This window comes from Clostridium sp. KNHs214, assembly GCF_000744935.1.
In the GTDB taxonomy this organism is placed as follows: Bacteria; Bacillota; Clostridia; order Clostridiales; family Clostridiaceae; genus Haloimpatiens.
The window spans coordinates 446559-467698 of record NZ_JQMW01000009.1; the positions used below are offsets into that span (position 1 = coordinate 446559).

Annotated in this window: 19 protein-coding genes; 16 read left to right on the forward strand and 3 right to left on the reverse strand. The window is 29.2% G+C overall.

The window, feature by feature from the left end; all coding sequences use genetic code 11:
* The 6 genes from thiH (at position 1) to CC89_RS04585 (ending at position 5211) form a co-directional block, all read left to right on the forward strand.
* Positions 1-1104: a 2-iminoacetate synthase ThiH gene (gene thiH / locus CC89_RS04565; RefSeq protein ID WP_035289580.1), complete on the forward strand. Its 1104-nt coding sequence runs from the start codon at positions 1-3 to the stop codon at positions 1102-1104.
* Positions 1105-1274: 170 nt separating this feature from the next.
* On the forward strand, positions 1275-1880 hold the full coding sequence (locus CC89_RS04570) for a thiamine phosphate synthase (protein WP_051931490.1): 606 nt from the start codon (positions 1275-1277) through the stop codon (positions 1878-1880).
* 587 nt (positions 1881-2467) lie between these two features.
* The gene (locus CC89_RS21040) at positions 2468-2851 is read left to right on the forward strand and encodes a hypothetical protein (RefSeq protein WP_286161304.1); all 384 of its coding nucleotides are present in this window, start codon (positions 2468-2470) and stop codon (positions 2849-2851) included.
* Positions 2852-2918: 67 nt separating this feature from the next.
* A complete protein-coding gene (locus CC89_RS04575; protein WP_286161305.1) occupies positions 2919-4310 on the forward strand; it encodes a DUF1430 domain-containing protein in 1392 nt (463 codons plus the stop codon).
* Positions 4307-4759: an ATP-binding cassette domain-containing protein gene (locus CC89_RS04580; RefSeq protein ID WP_035289583.1), complete on the forward strand. Its 453-nt coding sequence runs from the start codon at positions 4307-4309 to the stop codon at positions 4757-4759. Before CC89_RS04575 ends, CC89_RS04580 begins: the two co-directional genes overlap by 4 nt.
* Positions 4756-5211: a hypothetical protein gene (locus tag CC89_RS04585; protein ID WP_035289585.1), complete on the forward strand. Its 456-nt coding sequence runs from the start codon at positions 4756-4758 to the stop codon at positions 5209-5211. The genes CC89_RS04580 and CC89_RS04585 overlap by 4 nt, the downstream gene beginning before the upstream one ends.
* Before the next feature lie 221 nt (positions 5212-5432).
* Here the strand turns inward: CC89_RS04585 and pflA are convergent, their stop codons facing one another.
* Both pflA and pflB read right to left on the reverse strand, forming a co-directional pair.
* Positions 5433-6158: a pyruvate formate-lyase-activating protein gene (pflA, locus tag CC89_RS04590; protein ID WP_035289588.1), complete on the reverse strand. Its 726-nt coding sequence runs from the start codon at positions 6156-6158 to the stop codon at positions 5433-5435.
* Positions 6159-6316: 158 nt separating this feature from the next.
* A complete protein-coding gene (gene pflB, locus CC89_RS04595; protein WP_035289590.1) occupies positions 6317-8563 on the reverse strand; it encodes a formate C-acetyltransferase in 2247 nt (748 codons plus the stop codon).
* A gap of 415 nt (positions 8564-8978) precedes the next feature.
* Here pflB and CC89_RS04600 point away from each other — a divergent pair, with 415 nt between their 5' ends.
* The 10 genes from CC89_RS04600 (at position 8979) to CC89_RS04645 (ending at position 20007) form a co-directional block, all read left to right on the forward strand.
* On the forward strand, positions 8979-9788 hold the full coding sequence (locus tag CC89_RS04600) for a hypothetical protein (protein WP_035289592.1): 810 nt from the start codon (positions 8979-8981) through the stop codon (positions 9786-9788).
* 200 nt (positions 9789-9988) lie between these two features.
* A complete protein-coding gene (gene tig, locus CC89_RS04605) occupies positions 9989-11281 on the forward strand; it encodes a trigger factor (RefSeq protein ID WP_035289595.1) in 1293 nt (430 codons plus the stop codon).
* Positions 11282-11349: 68 nt separating this feature from the next.
* Positions 11350-11937 (forward strand): ATP-dependent Clp endopeptidase proteolytic subunit ClpP, encoded by a 588-nt coding sequence (gene clpP / locus CC89_RS04610; RefSeq protein WP_035289598.1) that lies wholly within the window; start codon positions 11350-11352, stop codon positions 11935-11937.
* A gap of 32 nt (positions 11938-11969) precedes the next feature.
* Positions 11970-13271: an ATP-dependent Clp protease ATP-binding subunit ClpX gene (gene clpX, locus CC89_RS04615; protein ID WP_035289600.1), complete on the forward strand. Its 1302-nt coding sequence runs from the start codon at positions 11970-11972 to the stop codon at positions 13269-13271.
* A gap of 292 nt (positions 13272-13563) precedes the next feature.
* A complete protein-coding gene (gene lonB / locus CC89_RS04620; protein ID WP_035289601.1) occupies positions 13564-15261 on the forward strand; it encodes an ATP-dependent protease LonB in 1698 nt (565 codons plus the stop codon).
* Positions 15262-15396: 135 nt separating this feature from the next.
* Positions 15397-17727 carry an endopeptidase La gene (lon, locus tag CC89_RS04625; RefSeq protein ID WP_035289602.1) on the forward strand — a complete coding sequence of 777 codons (2331 nt, stop codon included), beginning with the start codon at positions 15397-15399 and terminating at the stop codon, positions 17725-17727.
* Entirely contained in the window at positions 17717-18292 is a 576-nt protein-coding gene (gene yihA / locus CC89_RS04630; RefSeq protein WP_035289603.1) for a ribosome biogenesis GTP-binding protein YihA/YsxC, read from the forward strand. Before lon ends, yihA begins: the two co-directional genes overlap by 11 nt.
* Positions 18293-18649: 357 nt before the next feature.
* Entirely contained in the window at positions 18650-19108 is a 459-nt protein-coding gene (locus CC89_RS19425) for a hypothetical protein (RefSeq protein WP_051931491.1), read from the forward strand.
* A gap of 45 nt (positions 19109-19153) precedes the next feature.
* Entirely contained in the window at positions 19154-19405 is a 252-nt protein-coding gene (locus CC89_RS04640; protein ID WP_035289605.1) for a hypothetical protein, read from the forward strand.
* Between the two features lie 53 nt (positions 19406-19458).
* Positions 19459-20007, forward strand: coding sequence for a hypothetical protein (locus CC89_RS04645; protein WP_035289607.1), 549 nt, complete (start codon positions 19459-19461; stop codon positions 20005-20007).
* Positions 20008-20178: 171 nt separating this feature from the next.
* Here CC89_RS04645 and CC89_RS04650 read toward each other — a convergent pair whose 3' ends face one another.
* Positions 20179-21015: a VCBS repeat-containing protein gene (locus CC89_RS04650; RefSeq protein ID WP_185750673.1), complete on the reverse strand. Its 837-nt coding sequence runs from the start codon at positions 21013-21015 to the stop codon at positions 20179-20181.
* Positions 21016-21140: the final 125 nt, after the last annotated feature.

The following is a 21140-nucleotide window of genomic DNA, read 5'->3' on the forward strand; positions in this document are numbered from 1 at the left end:
GTGAGATTTTATGATTATTATTCTAGGTATAAGGACTTTGATTATGATGAATTCTTTAATAATGTTACTGAATTGGATGTAAAAAGAGTTTTGAGTAAAAACGTAATAAGTGAATTGGATTTTTTAACATTGTTGTCGTCAAAGGCAGAAGAATTTTTAGAGGAAATGGCACAAAAAGCACATACATTAGCTTTGCAGAATTACGGTAAGGTAATAGAGTTATTTACACCTTTATATCTTGCAAATTATTGTGTAAATAAATGTGCTTATTGCGGATTTAACTGTGCAAATAGTATTAAAAGAAATAAATTGAGTATAGAGGAGATAGAAAAAGAAGCTAAGAATATAGTATCTAAAGGATTTAAGCACATACTTATTTTGACGGGAGAATCTCCAAAGGATACGCCTGTATCATATATTGTTGAGGCAGTAAAAGTTTTAAAAAAATATTTTCAATCTGTAGCTATAGAAATATACCCACTAAATCAGGAAGAATATAATCAGGTGGTAGAAGCAGGGGTGGATGGACTTACTGTTTACCAAGAAGTATATGATGAAAAAATATATGATAGGGTACATATTGCCGGACCTAAGAAAAACTATAAGTTTAGATTAGATGCCCCTGAAAAGGGATGTATAGCTAAAATGAGAACGGTAAATATAGGAGCGCTTCTAGGTTTAAATGAATGGAGAAGAGAAGCTTTTGCCACAGGACTACATGCAAAATACTTACAAGATAAGTATTCAGATGTAGATGTTAGTGTTTCTCCTCCTAGAATAAGACCTCATGCAGGGGTTTTTGAGGATGTATACCCAGTAAATGATAAAAATATTGTACAGTATATATTGGCTATTAGAATACTTATGCCAAGGGTAGGAATTACCGTATCTACTAGAGAAAAGGCAGAGTTTAGGGATAACCTAATCCCTTTAGGTGTTACTAAAATGTCAGCTGAATCAAGCACAGAAGTAGGTGGACATGAATTGAAAAATGAAAGTGAACCTCAATTTGACACAGCGGATAAAAGAAACCTAGAACAGGTTATGGACAGTATAGTAAAAAGAGGATATGAGCCTATATTTAAGAATTGGATGCAATTCTAATTTAACTAATAATCTCAACTTTAGTGTGTGTATTATTTCACTTAATTAGGATATACGCTGCAGTTTTAATTTAAGGAATTCTTCTCCACTTTAGCGTGAGTAGGTGGGGGAGAATTCAATGATAAAATCAATTATGAAAGAAACTATACATTAAAAAGGTTGTGTTTAATATGCCTAAATTGTATTTAATAACTAATAGAAAACTTGTAAAAAATCATAATTTCTTTCATGTAATAAATGAGAGCATTAAAGGCGGAGTTGATACTATAATATTAAGGGAGAAAGATTTAAATGAGCAAGAGCTCATAAGTTATGGTAAAAAAATAAAAGAAATAATAGGTTATAGAAAAGTTAAGCTTATAATAAATGGGAATTTTAATGCTATGAAAGCGGTAAAAGCAAACGGATACCATATGAAATTTAAAGATTTTTTAGATAAAAAACCTAAAAACATTTCTGTAGGTGTTTCAGTGCATAGTGTAGAAGAAGCTATGATTTGTGAGGAAAAGGGTGCAGACTATATTTTAGTTAGCCATATCTATCCAACGGATTGCAAGAAAGGGCTACAGCCTAAAGGAGTTAATTTTATTAAAGAAGTTAGAAGTAAGGTGTCTATACCAGTAATAACATTAGGTGGCATAAATGCTGAAAACGCAAGAGAAGCAATAGAAAATGGTGCTGATGGAGTGGCGGTAATGTCTTATATAATGGCATCGGAAGAGCCCTTTATAAGTGCAAAAAAATTAAAAGAGAACATAAAAATTGTTACGGGGTAACAATTTTTAGTGAACAAGAGGGCGGAGTGCTAGAGTGCTAGTGTGCCAGTGGGCTAGAGTGCTAGGTATGGTGGATTTTCCTTCGCTATGCTATGGGAAATCTTTTATTGTACGAAAAAAATATGAATGGAGACATAAAGTTTGAATTATTTTATTTAGTGAAATGATTCAAGCTTTTAGTTTTTTATACTTTAAAATTTTTTTAATTTGTAATTTTAATGTTCTAATGTTACTTATGAATTAAATTTTGAGCTAATAAACTACTAAAATAGATAAGAACATGTGTTTAATGAGTAGAATATTTTTGGAAAATATATCAATAATAGTTGAATAATTGAAGTTCAAATGCTAAGATATAAATATAAATGAACTTATCTAAAATTATGGTTAATAGAACTATAATTTTAAAGAAAATATTAAAAGTGAAGTGATGAAATCTGAAAAAGATTAAGTATATTATTAGTTTTTGTATTATATTTATAGCTCTTTTAATTATAGGAGAAAGCCATATTTTTCATTTAGACAATTTTTATACTCAATATTGGAGTACTACATTATATTTACAAGATGGTATAAAAAGTGAAGAAATGATTAAGGATATAGTTGATTCAGCAGTTTGTAATGAAGTTGAGGTATTTACGTTTATAAATTCAGGGGTAAATACCTCTTCTGTTCAATATAATATTTATGGAACTCCAGGGGCTGAAAAATGCATAAATAAAAATTCAAATATATTTGAAAAGAAATATACAAGTCTCTTTTTGGGAAGTATTGATTTTAAGTTTAGCAATATTCAAGATATAGCTGATATTAAAAATCAAAATGAATATTATGTTATAGGTAGTGGTGAAAAAGTTCATAAATTTAAAATGGATTTAATTAATAAGTATGCAGGAAATCATCCTAAAAAGGGTTATCTGGATAAAGAGTCAAAAAAGAATACCATTTTTATATGGATACTTTCCAATTAGCATTATTTTATTACTATCTTTTTATGATACTATTTCACAAAAAAAAGAAGATGTCATTAAAATAACTATGGGTGAAAGAATAAGTAAGATCATAATTCAAAATATCCTCTTAGATTCTTTTGTATTTATAGCTTCTTTTTTATTAATAGTATTTATTTTATCTAGATATACTTATGTATTCTTTAATTTTAAAATTTCAATTATATTATTTGGTGCATTACTTATTATCAATGGATTGTTATATTTAAATTTATATTTTTATGATCTAAAAGAGGCTTTCTCTAATGGAAAAAGCTCTAGAAATTTATTATCAATTAATTATGGTTTAAAATTAATAACAACCATTGTTACAATTTTTATAATATCCAGTAATATAGCATTTATTTTTGAGTCTTATAGTTTTTGTAAACAAAAAAACTTTTTTACAAACCATAAGGATTACTACCACGTAGAATTTTTGTATAAACCAGTTAGAAATAGTGATGGAACTATAGATGATAGATTAGATGAATCTATGGCTGTACAATGGAAATTTTATACGGAATTTTTTAACCAATTTAATTCAATTGCCTTAAAGGATATTTCTGATTTTTTTGAAATAAAATCTATTTATGCAAATAGAAATGCTTTAAATTATTTAAAAAGAAAAATAACTGAACTTAATAATTTAAATTTAGATAAAGAATACTATTTTATATTACCTAGTAAAATGAAAGATGATCCTCGTATTATTGATAAAATAAAAGGGAGTATAAATTATTCAGGTGGAGATGCTGATTTTTATTACAAGTATGAAGTTATATATTATGATGATAATATCCATATAGTTGGAATGGATGAGGATAATGTATACGGAAGTGATTTAATTAAAAATCCTGTTATTGTTTACAATAATATGGAAGTTCATAGAATCAAAAGTGAAAATGATGATGAATATAGAGAACCACTAAATGAATTAGATGATGTTATATATAGAATATCATCTAATGATGATATGTATAAATTTAATAAATTTTTAGAGAAACATAATCTAGTAGGTCAAAATATCTATAAAATAAATGCATTAGAAAAGTATGAAAATATGTGGAAGATAGCTAAAAGAATTTTATATATTAATTTAGTATTTAGCATTTTGGTTTTACTTTTAGAAATTATAGTGATTAATTGGATTATTAAAATGGAGTATAAAATTAATGCTATTGAGCTTTCTATTAAGAAAATTGTTGGATACAGTATTTTAGAAAAAAATAGAAAAATTATCATGATGACGGTTATAACTACTATGATGAGTATATTAACAGCTGTTATTTTAAATATAATAATGAAAACTCAGAAAGCTTATTATCTGGCTTTGGGTGGAATTGTAATATTGATATTTGAAATTTTGATTATTATATTTAATATACAGAAAGTAGAAAATTGTGAAATTCAAAAGATATTGAAAGGAGGGAATCTATGATTAAAATAAAAAACTTAAATAAAAAATTTGATGATAAAATAGTATTTTCGAATTTAAATTATTTTAGGAAAAAAATAGGTTTTCTTTTTCAAAATTTTGCATTGGTTGATAATAAGACTGTTAAAGAAAATTTAAAAATTATTCGTAAGGATTGTAAGACAAATTTATCAATGGAAGAGGCATTGAGAATTGTTGGTCTTGAAGATAAATTAAATAAAGAGGTGTATAAATTATCAGGTGGAGAGCAGCAAAGAGTAGCCATAGCTAGATTAATGCTTAAAAAATGTGATGTAATACTGGCAGATGAGCCTACGGGTTCCCTTGATAGGAAAAATGCAGAAGCTGTAATTAATATTTTAAAAGAATTAAATACACAAGGAAAAACAATTGTACTGGTTACACATGATGAGTATATAAAAAAACAAGGAAAAAGAGTGGTGGATTTATGAATAAAATAAATGGGAAAAAAATTATTATATTTATTATAGTCATATTTGTAGTTTTAAATATTAGTTGGTTTTTAATAACAACTATAAAATATAATAGATTTGTAAAAGCTGTACCTAAAAATGAAGATGGTTTTTATGCTATGACAAAAGAAGATGGGTATACGTATAGTGTAAAAAAACCAGATTATTTACATTATACAGGAAATTTGGCAGTTGCTAATAATAAAAATGGTGAACTTTTAATTATATGGCCACGTATAACTGGTGGATATGAGTATGGGCTAATATTACAGGAAAATGAGGGTGGATATAATATTTATGTGGATGAGGACATGAAACCTATAGACATAGATAAAGATAATCCACATGCGATTAAAATGATAGAGGAGCATAAAGCTGGTGTAGAGGCATTAATTTCTAGAGCTAATAAGATGTGGGGATTAAAAGAATAGAAAATAAAAAAAATGTTCACTACGGGATTAATGGCAGTTTTTTAGAGTAAGGTTTCGGTAAGATATGTATATTAGTTGAGTAGTGGTATAGGGTATTAGGAAAGAAAGGTGTGGTTTGTACGTGGAAAATATTTAATTGAAATTATAGCAATATAGCATAAAATCTAGAACTACACCATCAATGATATAGTCCTAAATTTTATATTTTAAAAATGTTTAAGCTATTTTATTCCAGTGTATTCTCTTATCAAGTCTTGAAATTTATTGCAAATATCTTTATCCATAGCATCTACATCTTCTAAAGCATATTTAATTCCTAGTTTTTTATATTTTTGTATTCCTAAAGTGTGGTATGGGAGAAGTTCAATTTTTTCAACATTTTTAACGTTTTCTTTTATAAAATCACCTAATTTTAATATATGTTCTTTAGAATTTGTAATTCCAGGTACAACTACGTGTCTTATCCATACTTTTGAGTTAGAATCATTTAGAGCCTTTAAAAACTCTTTGAATTTATCTTGACTTTGACCTGTAAGTTTTAAATATCCTTCATTATCAACATGTTTAATGTCTAATAATACCAAATCTGTATATTTTAATATTTCATCATAGTTGCCTAGGCCATGACCTGCTGTGTCTATAGCAGTATGAATTCCTTTTTCTTTGCAGAGTTTTAAAGTTTCTATTAGAAAATCAGGTTGAAGTAATGGATCTCCTCCGGAAAAGGTTACACCACCGCCAGACTTATCATAATAAGTTTTAAAACGTTCTAGTTTATCTACAATTTGTCCTGAAGTAGTTTCTTTTCCACCAGATAAGCACCAGGTGTCTGGATTATGACAATAAGCGCATCTTAAAGTACAACCTTGAAGAAATACAACTGAGCGTATACCAGGACCATCTACTAGCCCCATACTTTCCATAGAATGAAGTTTCCCTTTTATCATAGTTCCTCCTATATTGTATAAAATATCCCCAAGACCATTTAGAGTAAAGCTCAGAATTAGTTCAAGGGGACATTTTATATATTAATTTTTCGTTTATATATTATTTTTATAATTTTAATGTTTATTAAAATTTACAACTACATTTAATTTTATTTAAGTTACATTCTTTCATGGAAAGTTCTGCTTATAACTTCTTTTTGTTGTTCTTTAGTTAATCTATTGAAGTGTACAGCATAACCAGAAACTCTTATAGTAAGTGTAGGATATTTTTCAGGGTTTTCCATAGCATCAATTAAAGTTTCTCTTCTAAGTACATTTACATTTAAATGGAATGCATGTCTTGCAAAATATCCATCGAGTAAAGCTGCTAAATTGCTTATTCTTGAATCTTCATCTTTTCCTAAAGCATCTGGAATTATAGAGAAAGTATTAGATATTCCATCTTGACACCATTCTCTGTATGGTATTTTTGCTACTGAATTTAATGAAGCAAGAGCACCATTTTCATCTCTTCCGTGCATTGGGTTAGCTCCAGGTGCTAAAGGTTCTCCAGCTTTTCTTCCATCAGGGGTAGAACCTGTTTTTTTACCATAAACTACGTTTGAAGTAATTGTTAAAGCTGATAAAGTGTGTTCTGCATTTCTGTAAGTAGGATGTTTCTTAAGTTCAGAAGAGAACTTTTTAACTAATTCTACAGCTATATCGTCAACTCTGTCGTCATCATTTCCGTATTTAGGGAATTCGCCGTCTATTTTAAAGTCAACAGTTATTCCATCTTCATTTCTTATAGGTGTAACCTTAGCATATTTTATAGCACTTAAAGCATCAGCTGCTACAGATAATCCAGCTATACCAAAGGCCATAAATCTATGAACCTTGGAGTCATGTAATGCCATTTGACCTGCTTCATAAGCGTATTTGTCATGCATGTAGTGAATTGTATTCATAGTATTTACATAAAGATCAGCTACATATTCAATAACTTTCCAGTAACTTTCTTTAACTTTTTTATAGTCTAGAACTTCATCTTCCATTTTTTCTATCATAGGTATTACTTTTATAAGACTTCCGTCTTTAGCTTTTTTAACTTCATCGAATCCACCGTTAATAGCATATAAAAGTGATTTAGCAAGGTTTGCTCTAGCTCCGAAGAATTGCATTTGTTTACCTACTTGCATAGCAGATACACAACATGCTATAGCATAGTCATCTCCATATATAAGTCTCATAAGATCATCATTTTCATATTGAATGGAATCAGTCTTTATAGACATTTCTGCACAATATTTTTTGAAGTTTTCTGGTAATCTTTCTGACCAAAGTATTGTCATATTTGGTTCTGGCGCAGGCCCTAAATTAGTTAATGTGTGTAAAAATCTATATGAAGTTTTAGTAACAAGTGGTTGACCATTTAGAGATACTCCACCAATAGATTCTGTAATCCAGTTAGGATCTCCAGCAAATAAATCATTATATTCAGGAGTTCTTAAGTGTCTCACAAGTCTTAATTTAATAACTAATTGGTCTATAAGTTCTTGAGCTTCTTTTTCAGTGATGATTCCTCTTTCTAAATCTCTTTCTATATAAACATCTAGGAATGCAGTATTTCTTCCAAGAGACATAGCAGCACCATTGTTTTCTTTTACTCCAGCTAAATAGCCAAGATATAAGAATTGAACAGCTTCTTTAGCATCCTTAGCAGGCTTAGATATATCTATACCATATTTTGCCGCCATGCTTTTTATTTCGGCTAATGCTCTTATTTGTTCAGAAAGTTCCTCTCTAGATCTTATAAATTCTTCGGTAGCAGGTCCTTTTAAATTTTTTAGATCCTTTTGCTTTTGAGCTGTTAAGAAATCAATTCCGTATAAAGCAATTCTTCTGTAGTCGCCTATTATTCTTCCTCTACCATATGCATCAGGAAGTCCAGTTAAAAGACCAACACTTCTAGCAGTTCTAGTTTCATCAGTGTATGCATCGAAAACTCCTTGATTATGAGTTTTTCTATATTCATTAAATTCTTCTTCTAAACCTTCCTGCATTTTAAATCCATATTGAGTTAGAGATTGTTCTACCATTCTCATACCACCATAAGGGTTCATTATTCTCTTTAATGGAGCATCTGTTTGAAAACCAACAATAATTTCATTTTCTTTATCTAAATAACCAGGTTCAAAATTGTCTATACCTGAGAATTTTGAAGTTTCTACATCTATTATTCCTTTTTTTATTTCTTCCAATATAAGATCATATGCTTTTCCCCAAACATTCTTAGTTTTATCTGTTGGAGATGCTAAGAAGTCTTTGGTTCCTTCGTAACACTTGTAGTTCTTTAGTATAAAGTCTCTTACGTCTATTTCCTCAGTCCAATTAGCTAAATTGAAATCTTCCCATTGTTTAAACATTATAAATCCTCCTTATATAACACAGCTGTTCATTTTATAACACAGAGAAAAACTTTGAAATGTGTTTAATTAGAAATTCAAACTGTATTACTAATAATTTTTTTATTAAAACCAACTCGATGAAATGATTATAACATAGATATTCATGTTAAATCAATATAATTTTACAGTTTTATATTTTCTGTTTTATGATTTTATATAATCTGTTTTATTTTTAAAAATGGTTGTTTGAAATAGAATATAAAGTAAAACAGAATACAAAAGCATATATAACAGTTTCGGAATGAGCTTCTTAAAGAATAAAAATTACTTAAAATTAAGAAAAAAATATTAAATATTAGTAAAAGAAATACTAATTGACTATAATTTGAGTTATAATATATGTTGTAAGATATAATGAGGAGGTAGACTTGTTGTGGCAAAACCAAGTATATTCAGTAAACATTATGAAAAGGCTGTTAAAAAACGTAGGAAGAAAATGGCAGCTGTAATTATATCTGTAGTTTTTATACTAGGAATAGTAATGTATATAAATTTATCTAAAAATAAAGGTTTTAATATAATAAATAAGATAAATAAAATTAATAAAAAAACTGGAGCAGAAAAGGTAGAAAGCAAAAAGACTGTTAATAGTAAAAAAGAAGATAAGGACAAGAAGCAAAATACACCAGTAAAAAAAGAAAATGAAACAAAATATATAACAGTAAATTTAAATGAAAATTTAATTGTGAAAATTTCCTATGAAGAAAAAGAAAACAAAAAAATATATAAGGATGTAGTAAAAGAAAGTGATAATAGTAAGATATATTATGATGCTAATCCATCAAAGACAGCGTTAGTTGTATATGAAGAGAAAACTCAGAAGATATTTTTTATAGACAATCAGGGAAAGGTGTTAGATATATCAAAAGAGCAGTATGTGTCTAAAAGTGGAAATGTATTCTTAAGAGAAAATAAAATTAAAGAAGATAGTAATTATTTATGGTGTCAATCACCTAGATTTGTAGATGAAGAAAATATTGTATTCATAAGTAGACTTCCATGGTTAAAAACAGATGGAAAGAAATTCATATGGTATGGAAAAGTAGGAGAGAAGAAATATAAGTATATTAGAAATAAGCAAGGAGAAGATGTGCAGTTTCAAAATATAACACAAAAGGGTTTAGCAGTAAAAATAGATGACAAAATTTATTATGTGACATCAGATGGTACACTTAGTGAATAGATATGCATTATTTGGGGAAAAAGCAAAAAAAATGCAGATAAAAAACAATTCGATTTTAATTGAAGAAAATATATGTTTTAGTATATAATGAATATTATAAGAGTTTATCATAAATAATTTAAAATTTGATAAAATTACACATTGTATGTTATAATGTTAAAGTTAAATATGCATTGACGGTGAGTAGGAGGAATAAAATAATGAATACTAAAATGGAAAAAACAGAAAAAAATATTGTTAAACTGGAGATAACTGTAGAGGCTGCAGAATTTAATAAAGCTCTAGAAAAAGCATATAAAAAGAATGTTAAAAAATTCAACGTTCCAGGATTTAGAAAGGGTAAAGTTCCTATGAACATGGTAAAGCAATACTATGGAGAAGGAGTTCTTTACGAAGATGCAATAAATTTCTGTTGTGATGATACATATCCAAAGGCTATAGAAGAAAATGATATTAAACCAGTTGACTATCCAAAAGTGGACATAGTTGAAATAGCTTCAGGTAAAGATTTTGTATATACTGCTACAGTAACAGTAACTCCAGAAGTTGAACTTGGAGAATATAAAGGTGTAGAAGTCAAAGAAGTAAAATATGAAGTCAAAGAAGAAGATGTTGAAAATGAATTAAAGTCAATGCAAGAAAAAAATGCAAGAATAGAAACAAAAGAAGATGGAGAAGTTGAAAAAGGCGACATAGCTGTTATAGATTTTAAAGGTTTTGTAGGAGAAGAAGCTTTTGAAGGTGGAGAAGGAAAAGATTATAAATTAGAAATAGGTTCTGGAACATTTATAGATAACTTTGAAGAGCAATTAATCGGAGTTAAAAAAGGTGAAGAAAAAGATGTAAATGTTAAGTTCCCAGAGGAATATGGTAAGGAAGAATTAAATGGGAAGGACGCTACTTTCAAAGTTACAGTAAATGAGATTCAAAAGAAAGAATTACCAGCATTAGATGATGAATTTGCAAAAGAAGTTTCAGAATTTGATACATTAGAAGAAGTAAAAGCTGATATAAGAAAAAAAATGGAAGAAGCTAATGAATTAAGAGCAAAGAGAGAATATGAAGAAGCAGTTATAAATGCAGTATGCGATAATGCAAAAATAGATATACCAGCAGTTATGATAGAAAAAGAAACAGATATGATGTTAAAGGATCTTGAAATGAGATTGAGATATCAAGGATTAGATTTAGAAACATACTACAAATACACTGATAATACAGAAGAAAAAGTTAGAGATTACATGAAAGAAACAGCAGAAAAGAGAGTAAAAACAAACTTAGTATTAGAAGAGATTGGGAAAAAAGAAGCTGTAGAAGTAACTGAAGAAGAATTATTAGCGAAAGCTACTGAAATGGCAAAACAGTATGGTGGAAAAGATATAGAAAAAACTACTAAATTAATAGTAGATGCACAAAAGAGTTTATTAAAAACTGAAATAGTTACAGAAAAAGTTATAGATATATTGGTTAAAAATAGCAAGACTGTAGCATAATATAATGTGTATAATAATTGCCAGAATATTTCTGGCAATTAATTTTAGGGTTTTAAGGAGGGAATATTATGAGTTTAGTACCAGTAGTTGTAGAACAAACAGGAAGAGGAGAGAGATCTTATGATATCTACTCTAGATTATTAAAGGATAGAATAGTATTCTTAGGAGAAGAGGTTAATGACACAACTGCAAGTTTAGTAGTAGCTCAATTATTATTTTTAGAAGCAGAAGATCCAGATAAAGATATATTTTTATACATAAATAGTCCAGGAGGATCTATAACTTCAGGTATGGCTATTTATGATACTATGCAATATATAAAGCCTGATGTAAGTACTATATGCATAGGAATGGCCGCTTCTATGGGAGCTTTCTTATTAGTTGCAGGAGCTAAGGGAAAAAGATTTGCGCTTCCAAATAGCGAAATAATGATACATCAGCCACTTGGTGGTTTTCAAGGGCAAGCTACAGATATTAATATACATGCAAAAAGAATACTTCAAATAAAAGAAAAATTAAATAAAATTTTAAGCGAGAGAACAGGTCAGCCACTTGAGAAAATTCAAAAAGACGTGGAAAGAGATTATTTTATGACATCAGAAGAAGCTAAAATATATGGTTTAATTGATGAAGTTATAGTAAAGAATAGTAAGTAGAAGACTAAATAAACCCTTAGTGAGGTGTGAATATGGCTAAATTTGATGACAAAAAACAACTAAAATGCTCCTTCTGTGGGAAAAATCAAGAGCAAGTAAGGAGATTAATAGCAGGACCTGGAGTTTATATTTGTGATGAATGTATAGAACTTTGTTCTGAAATAATTACAGATGAATTTGATGATGAAGTAGAAGTAGATATGACAAATCTTCCAAAACCTAAAGAAATAAAAGAACATTTAGATGAATACGTAGTTGGGCAGGAAGAAGCAAAAAAAGCTTTAGCAGTAGCTGTTTACAATCATTATAAAAGAATAAACTCTAGTATTAATACATCAGATGTGGAATTACAAAAGAGCAATATAATGCTTTTGGGACCAACAGGTTCAGGAAAAACCTTATTAGCTCAAACACTTGCAAAGTTATTAAATGTGCCTTTTGCTATAGCTGATGCAACAACGCTTACAGAAGCAGGATATGTGGGAGAAGATGTAGAAAATATTCTTCTTAAACTAATTCAAAATGCAGACTATGATATTGAAAGAGCAGAAAAAGGTATAATATATATAGATGAAATTGATAAAATAGCTAGAAAGTCAGAAAATCCTTCTATAACTAGAGATGTATCTGGCGAAGGAGTTCAACAGGCTTTGTTAAAGATATTAGAGGGAACCGTAGCATCAGTTCCGCCACAAGGTGGAAGAAAACATCCTCATCAAGAGTTCATACAAATAGATACTGGAAATATATTATTTATATGCGGTGGAGCCTTTGATGGAATAGATAAGATTATTGAAAGAAGAACAAGAAAAAGTTCTTTAGGTTTTGGAGCTGAAATTCAATCTAAGAAGGACGAGGATGTAGGAGAATTACTTAAACAAATAATGCCAGGAGATTTGTTGAAATTTGGATTAATCCCCGAATTTGTAGGTAGACTTCCTATAGTTGTAACATTAGAGTCTTTAGATAGAGAAGCTTTAATAAGAATATTAAAGGAACCTAAGAATTCTTTAATAAAGCAGTATAAGAAATTATTTGAGCTTGATAATGTTATGTTAGAATTTTTAGATGAAGCTCTAGAGGAGATAGCAGACGAGGCTATAGAGAGAAAAACAGGAGCAAGAGGACTTAGATCTATAATAGAAGATGTAATGCGAAATATAATGTTCGAAGTTCCTTCAGATGAGTCAATAGAAAAGGTGATAATTACAAAGGAAACAATGAAAAATAAGACACCAGATATTGTGAATTCAAAAGATGGGAAAAGAAAAGCTATAAAAGCTCCAAAAAAAAGTTTAGAAAAGAAAAAGAACAACAATAATGAAACAGCATAAAATTGGCATTAAAATGCCAATTTTTTTTATAATAAAATATAAGGAATATATTTCTAGTGGTAAGTTAATAATATAAATAAAAGTTATTCTAGAGTACAGGTATAAGGCACATTCAAATAAATAATAAGTCAGTATGTTAGCTTATTTTGTGTAATACTGTGTCAGCAGAACCCTCCGATAGTCCTATCAAAGGCGGAACCTGCTTCCTTGTCTGACACAAAATATACTAGTATCTTTGACTTGCTATTTCTTTTCATGTACTTAAGATTAAATGAAGAGGAGAAAAATAATCATGAATACAAATGTATTGATACTACTAGAAATTTTTTTTACCATGGCAATTGGAATATACATATTAAGTAATCTTAAAGGCGGTCAATATAAAAAGGGATATGTTGAAAAAAATTATAGCAAGGAATTGGAAAAATTAAACCAGTTAAAAAGTATTAGTTTAACAGTGCCCTTAACAGAAAAAAGTAGACCTAGTAATTTTTCAGAGATTATAGGTCAAGAAAAAGCTATAAAATCTTTAAAAGCAGCTGTATGTGTGTCAAATCCTCAAAATGTAATTATATATGGTCCACCTGGAGTTGGGAAGACTGCAGCAGCTAGATTGGTACTAGAAGATGCTAAAACTAGAGTGTATTCTCCTTTTAAAAAAGATGCTAAATTTATAGAAATTGATGCCACAACAGTAAGATTTGATGAACGAGGTATAGCGGATCCACTTATAGGTTCAGTACATGATCCGATATATCAAGGGGCAGGTGCATTAGGGGTTTCTGGTATTCCACAGCCTAAACCAGGAGCAGTTACTAAGGCTCACGGAGGAATACTTTTTATAGATGAAATAGGAGAATTACATCCTACGGAAATGAATAAATTATTAAAGGTTTTAGAGGATAGAAAAGTATTTTTAGATAGTGCCTATTATAATTCAGAAGACACTAATTTACCTGAATACATAAAAGAAATATTTGAAAATGGACTTCCAGCAGATTTTAGATTAATTGGTGCTACCACTAGAAGTCCAGAAGAGATTTGTCCCGCTCTAAGATCCAGATGTGTAGAGATATTTTTTAAGGGATTATCACCAGAAGAAATAAAAATTGTGGCCAAAAATTGTGCAAATAAGATACCTATTAAGATAGAGGAAAATGCTTTAAATTTAATAAGTAAGTACGCTGAAAATGGAAGGGAAGCAGTGAATTTAGTTCAATTAAGTGCTGGAATATCTATTGACGAGGAGAGAAATGAAATTAGAGTAAATGATGTAGAGTGGATTATAGAAAATGGTCAATATACCCAAAGACTAGAAAAAAAAGTTTTATCAAAACCTGAAATAGGGTGTGTTAATGGATTAGCTGTTTATGGAGCAAACATGGGAATTGTAATGGAAATAGAAGCAATAGCCATAAGGAGCAAAGATGGAGAAGGAGATTTAAAGGTCACAGGAATAATAGAAAAAGAGGAAATAACTAATAGTAATAGAAAACTTATAAAAAGCAGTACAGCTAAGTGTTCAGTAGAAAATGTAATAACTGTATTACATAATATATTTGATATTAACAGTAAAAATTATAATATTCATGTGAATTTTCCTAGTGGAATACCAGTGGATGGACCTTCAGCGGGAATAAGTATAGCTACTGCTATATATAGTGCTATTAAAGGTATACCTATAAACAATAAAGTAGCTATGACTGGAGAAGTGTCCTTAAATGGAAAGGTAAAGCCTATTGGAGGTGTTACTGCTAAAATAGGAGCAGCTAAGAAAGCTGGAGCAGATAAAGTAATAATACCTAAGGAAAACTGGCAAGAAAACTTTAAATTTATTAGTGGTATAGAAATAATTCCAGTAGATAATTTACAACAAGTAATTAAAATAGCTCTTTTGAAGGAGATACTTAATAAAAATTATGAAGAAAGTAATAGTGTAATACTGTCTGCCACGCAGCTGAAGGATCAAAATATCCCTCAAGAAGTTTAATATGAGGGATGTTTGTGCTTTTTTTATGGAAAATATTAAATATAAAAATTGAAAAATTATATTTTTATGGTTATAATATATTAGTCTAGGTATGTATTTACTGTTAAAAATGAAGATAGAAAGAGGGGAGATAGAATGACAGATAATATAAAAACTCTTCCATTAATCCCTTTAAGGGGAATTGTTATTTTCCCTGAAATGATAATACATTTTGATGTAGGAAGAAACAAGTCCATTTTAGCATTAGAGGAGGCTATGCTAAAGGAACAAGAGGTATTTTTGGTAGCACAGAAAGAGGCAAAGATAGAAGAACCAGATAAAGAAGATATAAATATAGTGGGTACAGTTTGTAATATAAAACAAATTTTAAGATTGCCAGGTGATACTGTAAGAGTTCTTGTAGAAGGGGAAAATAGGGCTAGAATAATAAAATACAATAAGGAAGAACCTTATTTTGAAGTAGATATAGAAATACTAGAAGAGGAAGATGTATCTGATAAAAAAATACAAGCTTTGACTAGAAAGGTAAAAAAAGTTTTTAGCGAATATGTTAAACTTTCAGATATAATTCCAATGGAAGCTATAATAAACTTAGAAGATATGGAGAGTTCTGGAGAGTTAGCAGATATAATACTTTCATATATTCCACTTAAACAAAATAAAAAACAAGAGTTACTTGAAACATATGAAGTAACTAAAAGATTGGAAAAGCTATTATATGTATTAAATAATGAATTAGAAATAGCTAAAATAGAAAATAAAATAGGTAATAAGGTTAAAAATAGTATAGATAAAGTTCAGAAGGAATATTATTTGAAGGAACAGCTAAAGGCAATTCAGGAGGAATTGGGAGAAGAAGATGATATAAACAAGGATATAGAAGCTTATAAAAGAAAAATAACTAAAATGAAATTACCTAAGGAAGCTAAAGAAAAGGTAATGTATGAATTAAAGAAGTTAGAGAGAAATGGAAATTATTCTCCCGAGAGCAATGTGGTTAGAACATATTTAGATTGGGTGTTAGATTTGCCATGGAATAAAAAAACTAATGATACTATAGACATAAAAAAAGCAAGAGAAATTTTAGACAAAGAACATTATGGATTAAATGAAGTTAAAGACAGAATAGTAGAATATTTAGCTGTTAAGAAAGTTAGTAATTCTATAAAAGGGCCTATATTATGCTTAGTTGGTCCTCCTGGTGTTGGAAAAACATCTATAGCTAAGTCTGTAGCACATGCAGTGAATAGAAATTTTGTAAGAATGTCCTTAGGAGGAGTTCGAGATGAGGCTGAGATAAGGGGACATAGAAGAACTTATGTAGGTGCAATACCTGGAAGAATAGTATATGGAATGAAAAAAGCAAAATCCAAAAATCCATTATTTTTACTGGATGAAATAGATAAAATGAGCAATGATTTTAGAGGTGATCCTGCAGATGCTCTTTTAGAGGTACTGGATGATGAACAAAATAGTACTTTTAGAGATCACTATTTAGAGTTAGATTTTGATTTGTCTAATGTATTGTTTATTACTACAGCCAATAGGTTGGATACCATACCAAGACCTTTATTAGATAGAATGGAAGTTATCGAAGTTTCAGGGTATACTTCAGAAGAAAAATACCATATAGCTAAGAAACATCTTATTCAGAAAGCTTTAGAAGAACACAATATAAAGGATAAAAGAATAATTTTTTCTGATTCAGCTATATATAAAGTTATAGAAAATTATACAAGAGAATCAGGAGTAAGGGAATTAGAAAGAAAAATTTCAGCTCTAGTAAGAAAAGCTATAACTGAAATGTTAGAAAAAGATAAAGAAAAAATAAATATAACGTCTGTTATAGTAAGTAAATACCTAGGGCCAGCAATATATACATATGATACTGCTGAAAAGGAAGACAAAATAGGTGTTGTTAAAGGATTAGCATGGACTGGTTATGGTGGTGATACACTACCTATAGAAGTAAGTGTTATGGAGGGAAATGGAAAACTACAATTAACAGGTCAATTAGGAGATGTCATGGTAGAATCGGCTAAAACAGCATACAGCTACGTAAGAGCCAATGCAGCTCAATATGGTATAGATAGCAATTTTTATAAATCTAAGGATATGCATATACATGTTCCTGAGGGAGCTGTACCTAAAGATGGACCATCTGCAGGTATAACTATGGCTACAGCTATTGTATCAGCATTAAGTGGAAAAAAAGTAAAACATAATGTAGCTATGACAGGTGAAATAACCTTAACCGGAAGGGTTTTACCTATTGGAGGATTAAAGGAAAAAAGTTTGGCTGCATACAGAGCAGGGATTGATACTATAATAATACCTAAAGAAAACGAAAAAGATGTAAATAAAATTCCTAAAAGTGTCCAGAAAAAATTAAAATTTATTGCAGTAGATAAAATACAGCAGGTTATAGAAAATGCCTTGGTTGGAGAGATGAATAATGGAAATTAAAAAAGCGGAATTTATAATATCAGCAGTAAAAAGAGAGCAATATCCTGATGACAATTTACCAGAAGTAGCTTTTGTGGGAAGATCTAATGCTGGAAAATCATCACTTATAAACACTATAACAAATAGAAAAAAATTAGCTAAAACGAGTAGTACGCCAGGGAAAACGAGATTAGTAAACTTTTTTTTAATAAATGAAGATATATATTTTGTAGACTTACCTGGTTATGGATATGCCAAAGTTTCCAAGAAGGAAAAAGAAAGCTGGGTAAAGGTAATAGAAACTTACTTAGTGGATAGGGAACCTTTAGGAAAAGTTGTTTTATTAGTAGATTGCAGACATAAACCTACAGGAGATGATGTTATGATGTATAATTGGATTAAACATTATAATTACAAACCTATAGTAGTGGCAACTAAAGCTGATAAAATTAGCAATAATGAACTATTTAAAAATCTGAAAGTTATAAGGGAAACTTTAGGTATGGATAAGGATGAACAAATAGTTAAATTTTCTTCATTAAAAAAGGTTGGTGTTGAGGAACTTATAAATGCCATATACGAATAAATAAATTAATTTTAAAACACACAGTAAATGAATTATTTTTGCTGTGTGTTTTTTTATTTAAATTAGGTACATGAAAATAAATAACAAGTCAAAGATGCTAGTATATTTTGCTCCAGACAAAAAAACAGGTTCCGTTGTTATAGAGACTATGGACGGGTTAGGTTGACGCAGTATGAAAGTAGATTAGCATACTGACTTATTATTTATTTGAATGTGCCTTAAGTTTTATAAAGCTATAAATTTAATATTTGTGTTTAAGTAATAATAATTTAGTGTCATATTAAAACAAATTGAATAGTATATAGTATGAAACAAAAGATGTAAAGTAATAAATTCGTAGTGAAAGGAGGAGTATGCTTGGACTTTAATAAGGTATTTGAGCAAATGTTCAGCGAAAATGGTGATAACAAAGGATTTAATCCAATGAATTATGCAGATATACTAGGCAGCATGGGAAGCGGTAGTGGAAGTGGTAAATGGTTGTTAATATTACTGTTATTGCTCCTATGCTGCTGTGGTGGTTCGGGATTTGGTAACTTTGGAGGCTGTGGACAATGTAACAATAGGTGCTTTGATTTATGTTGTAGGCGTAAAAAACACTGTTGTAAAAAATTTAGAAAATACGAATGCTATTTAGATCCTTGTAGCTGTAATGCTGGTTGTGGTGGTTTAGGTGGTTTCGGAGGCTGTGGTTCGGGATGTAGCTGGATATGGGTAATAATCTTTATAGTAATAATATGCAGCTTGAGAGGTAAACCAGGAAAAGATAGTAGAACATGCTCCAGTAATGTGATTAATGTAGATACCGCAGAATAAAAATAATAAACAAAAATACCATTGCCCAAGAAAGGGGGGTTGATTATGTCAAGAAAAAGATGTTGCTGTGATTCATCAGCATGTGGTTGTGGATGTGGTTGTGGAAAACAAACATGCTTTGGGAATATATGTAATCCTTTCTGTTTAGTAGTGCTATTAATAGCGCTTAGAAAAGGAGAGGTAATACAATCCCAATCCACAATTGAAGCTTTATTCTTCTTGTTCTTACTTTTATGCTGCTGCAATAACGGTAGCTTTGGAGGATTTGGAAGTCAAAGACGTGATTGCTGCTGCTAGTAAAAGTAATGGGAGGGAGTACGTCCCTCCCTAGTGTAAAAAGGGGTGATATGGTGTCTAAGAAAAAACATAAAAATAGAGAAAGGGAAATGAGAGAAGAAAACAATTTTAACAATAATTCATATAATAATCAAAATCCGTACGGCGGTTTTGATAATTCTCCATTAGCCCAAATATCAAGAATGATAGGTAATATAGATATGAATGCATTAGCGCAGTTACTGGCTAATTTTAACATACAAGAAAACGATTATAAAGGGGATAAAGTAAACAATTATGAAAGTGAAAAGAAAAAAAGTAAAATGACAGAAAAAAATAGAGGAGAGCAGAAAAACATAAGTAAAGAAGAGAATACAGTAGATGAAAATGAAGATGTAAATGAACAATATAATAAAATAAACAATACAGAAAGCATAAATAATGTAGAAATTGTAGATGAACCAGTAATTATAGATAATATAAAAGCTATAAATATAGATAATGAAGTTGATAATGATAAAAGAGAAGAAATAATAAAATTATTAATGTGTTTAAGAAATTTATGTGATGACAAAATTAAGGAAGAAATAAATAGACTTATTCAAATATATTCTTGTAATTAATACCTATAGTTTATCAAAGTAAATAAATTTATCGATATAATGTATAAATTTTATTATATGTGGAAATATTATTAATGTAATCAAATTAATATTTGATTTACAAACTATAAATTTTAAGTTGTTTTATGCCCCAAACCCCCCATCCCCCTTGGACCGCATTAGCGGTCCATTTTACTTTAAGGGAGATGAGGATAATTTAGTGATTTTATAATAAAATTCTTTATTTTTATCCTCTGAAGGCTTTAATGTTAAAACAAAGGTATAGTTTTTTATGTCATTAGAATCTTTTAAATTTCCTTTGAAGTTTAAAGTCCAATATATTTCTCCAGGCTCACCATTTTTAGTATATTTAGAATCTTTAAAGAATCCATCTTGAAAAGATAACTTAGAAGTTTTTGAATTAAATCCGCATACAAATTCATCAATTTCTTTTAGGGAAGATTCACTAAAAACCATATTTTTCAAAGAATCTTTAAAAGAATCTTTATCCTTAGGCATAGAAGATAAAAAATTTACGAACTCTCCTATGGTATCTCTTCCAAAAAAATTCTCTTCACATTTATAATTGAATTTTTTTAGTTCCTTTCCAACTAGTATATAATTATCAAAGTTTATTTTACCATCTTTGTAGCTTCCAGATATAAATTTTGGTGTTCTAGTATTTGAGAAGTCCACAAAACCTAATATATTATTATAACTGCAAAATACATCCTTGAAAATTTCCCTATTCCAAAGAAAAACATGTTGTATAGCCTTGTCATTTTTACATGATTGAATAAATATTTCAGGTGTATTATCCCTATTTATGTCCTTTAAGGTAAGGCGCATTGGCCAGTATTCATAATAGTCTCCTAAAGTATCTAATTTTTTTTCTGGCTCTAAAAAAATGCTTTTATTATCTTTTGTACTTACTTGAAGATAATATTTATTATTTTTTGTTTTAACATACAGCAAATCTTCTTCTCCATCTCCAGTTAAATCAGTTTTAAATATTTTATCTCTGGACATAATATTGAAAGTAGACAGGGAATTTTTTTTCTTCCCTATGGTTATAAAAAAAAGGCAGAGTAAAAGGACTATTAATACACTAATTACCAAGTATATATGTTTTTTCTTTAAAAATATTACTTTTA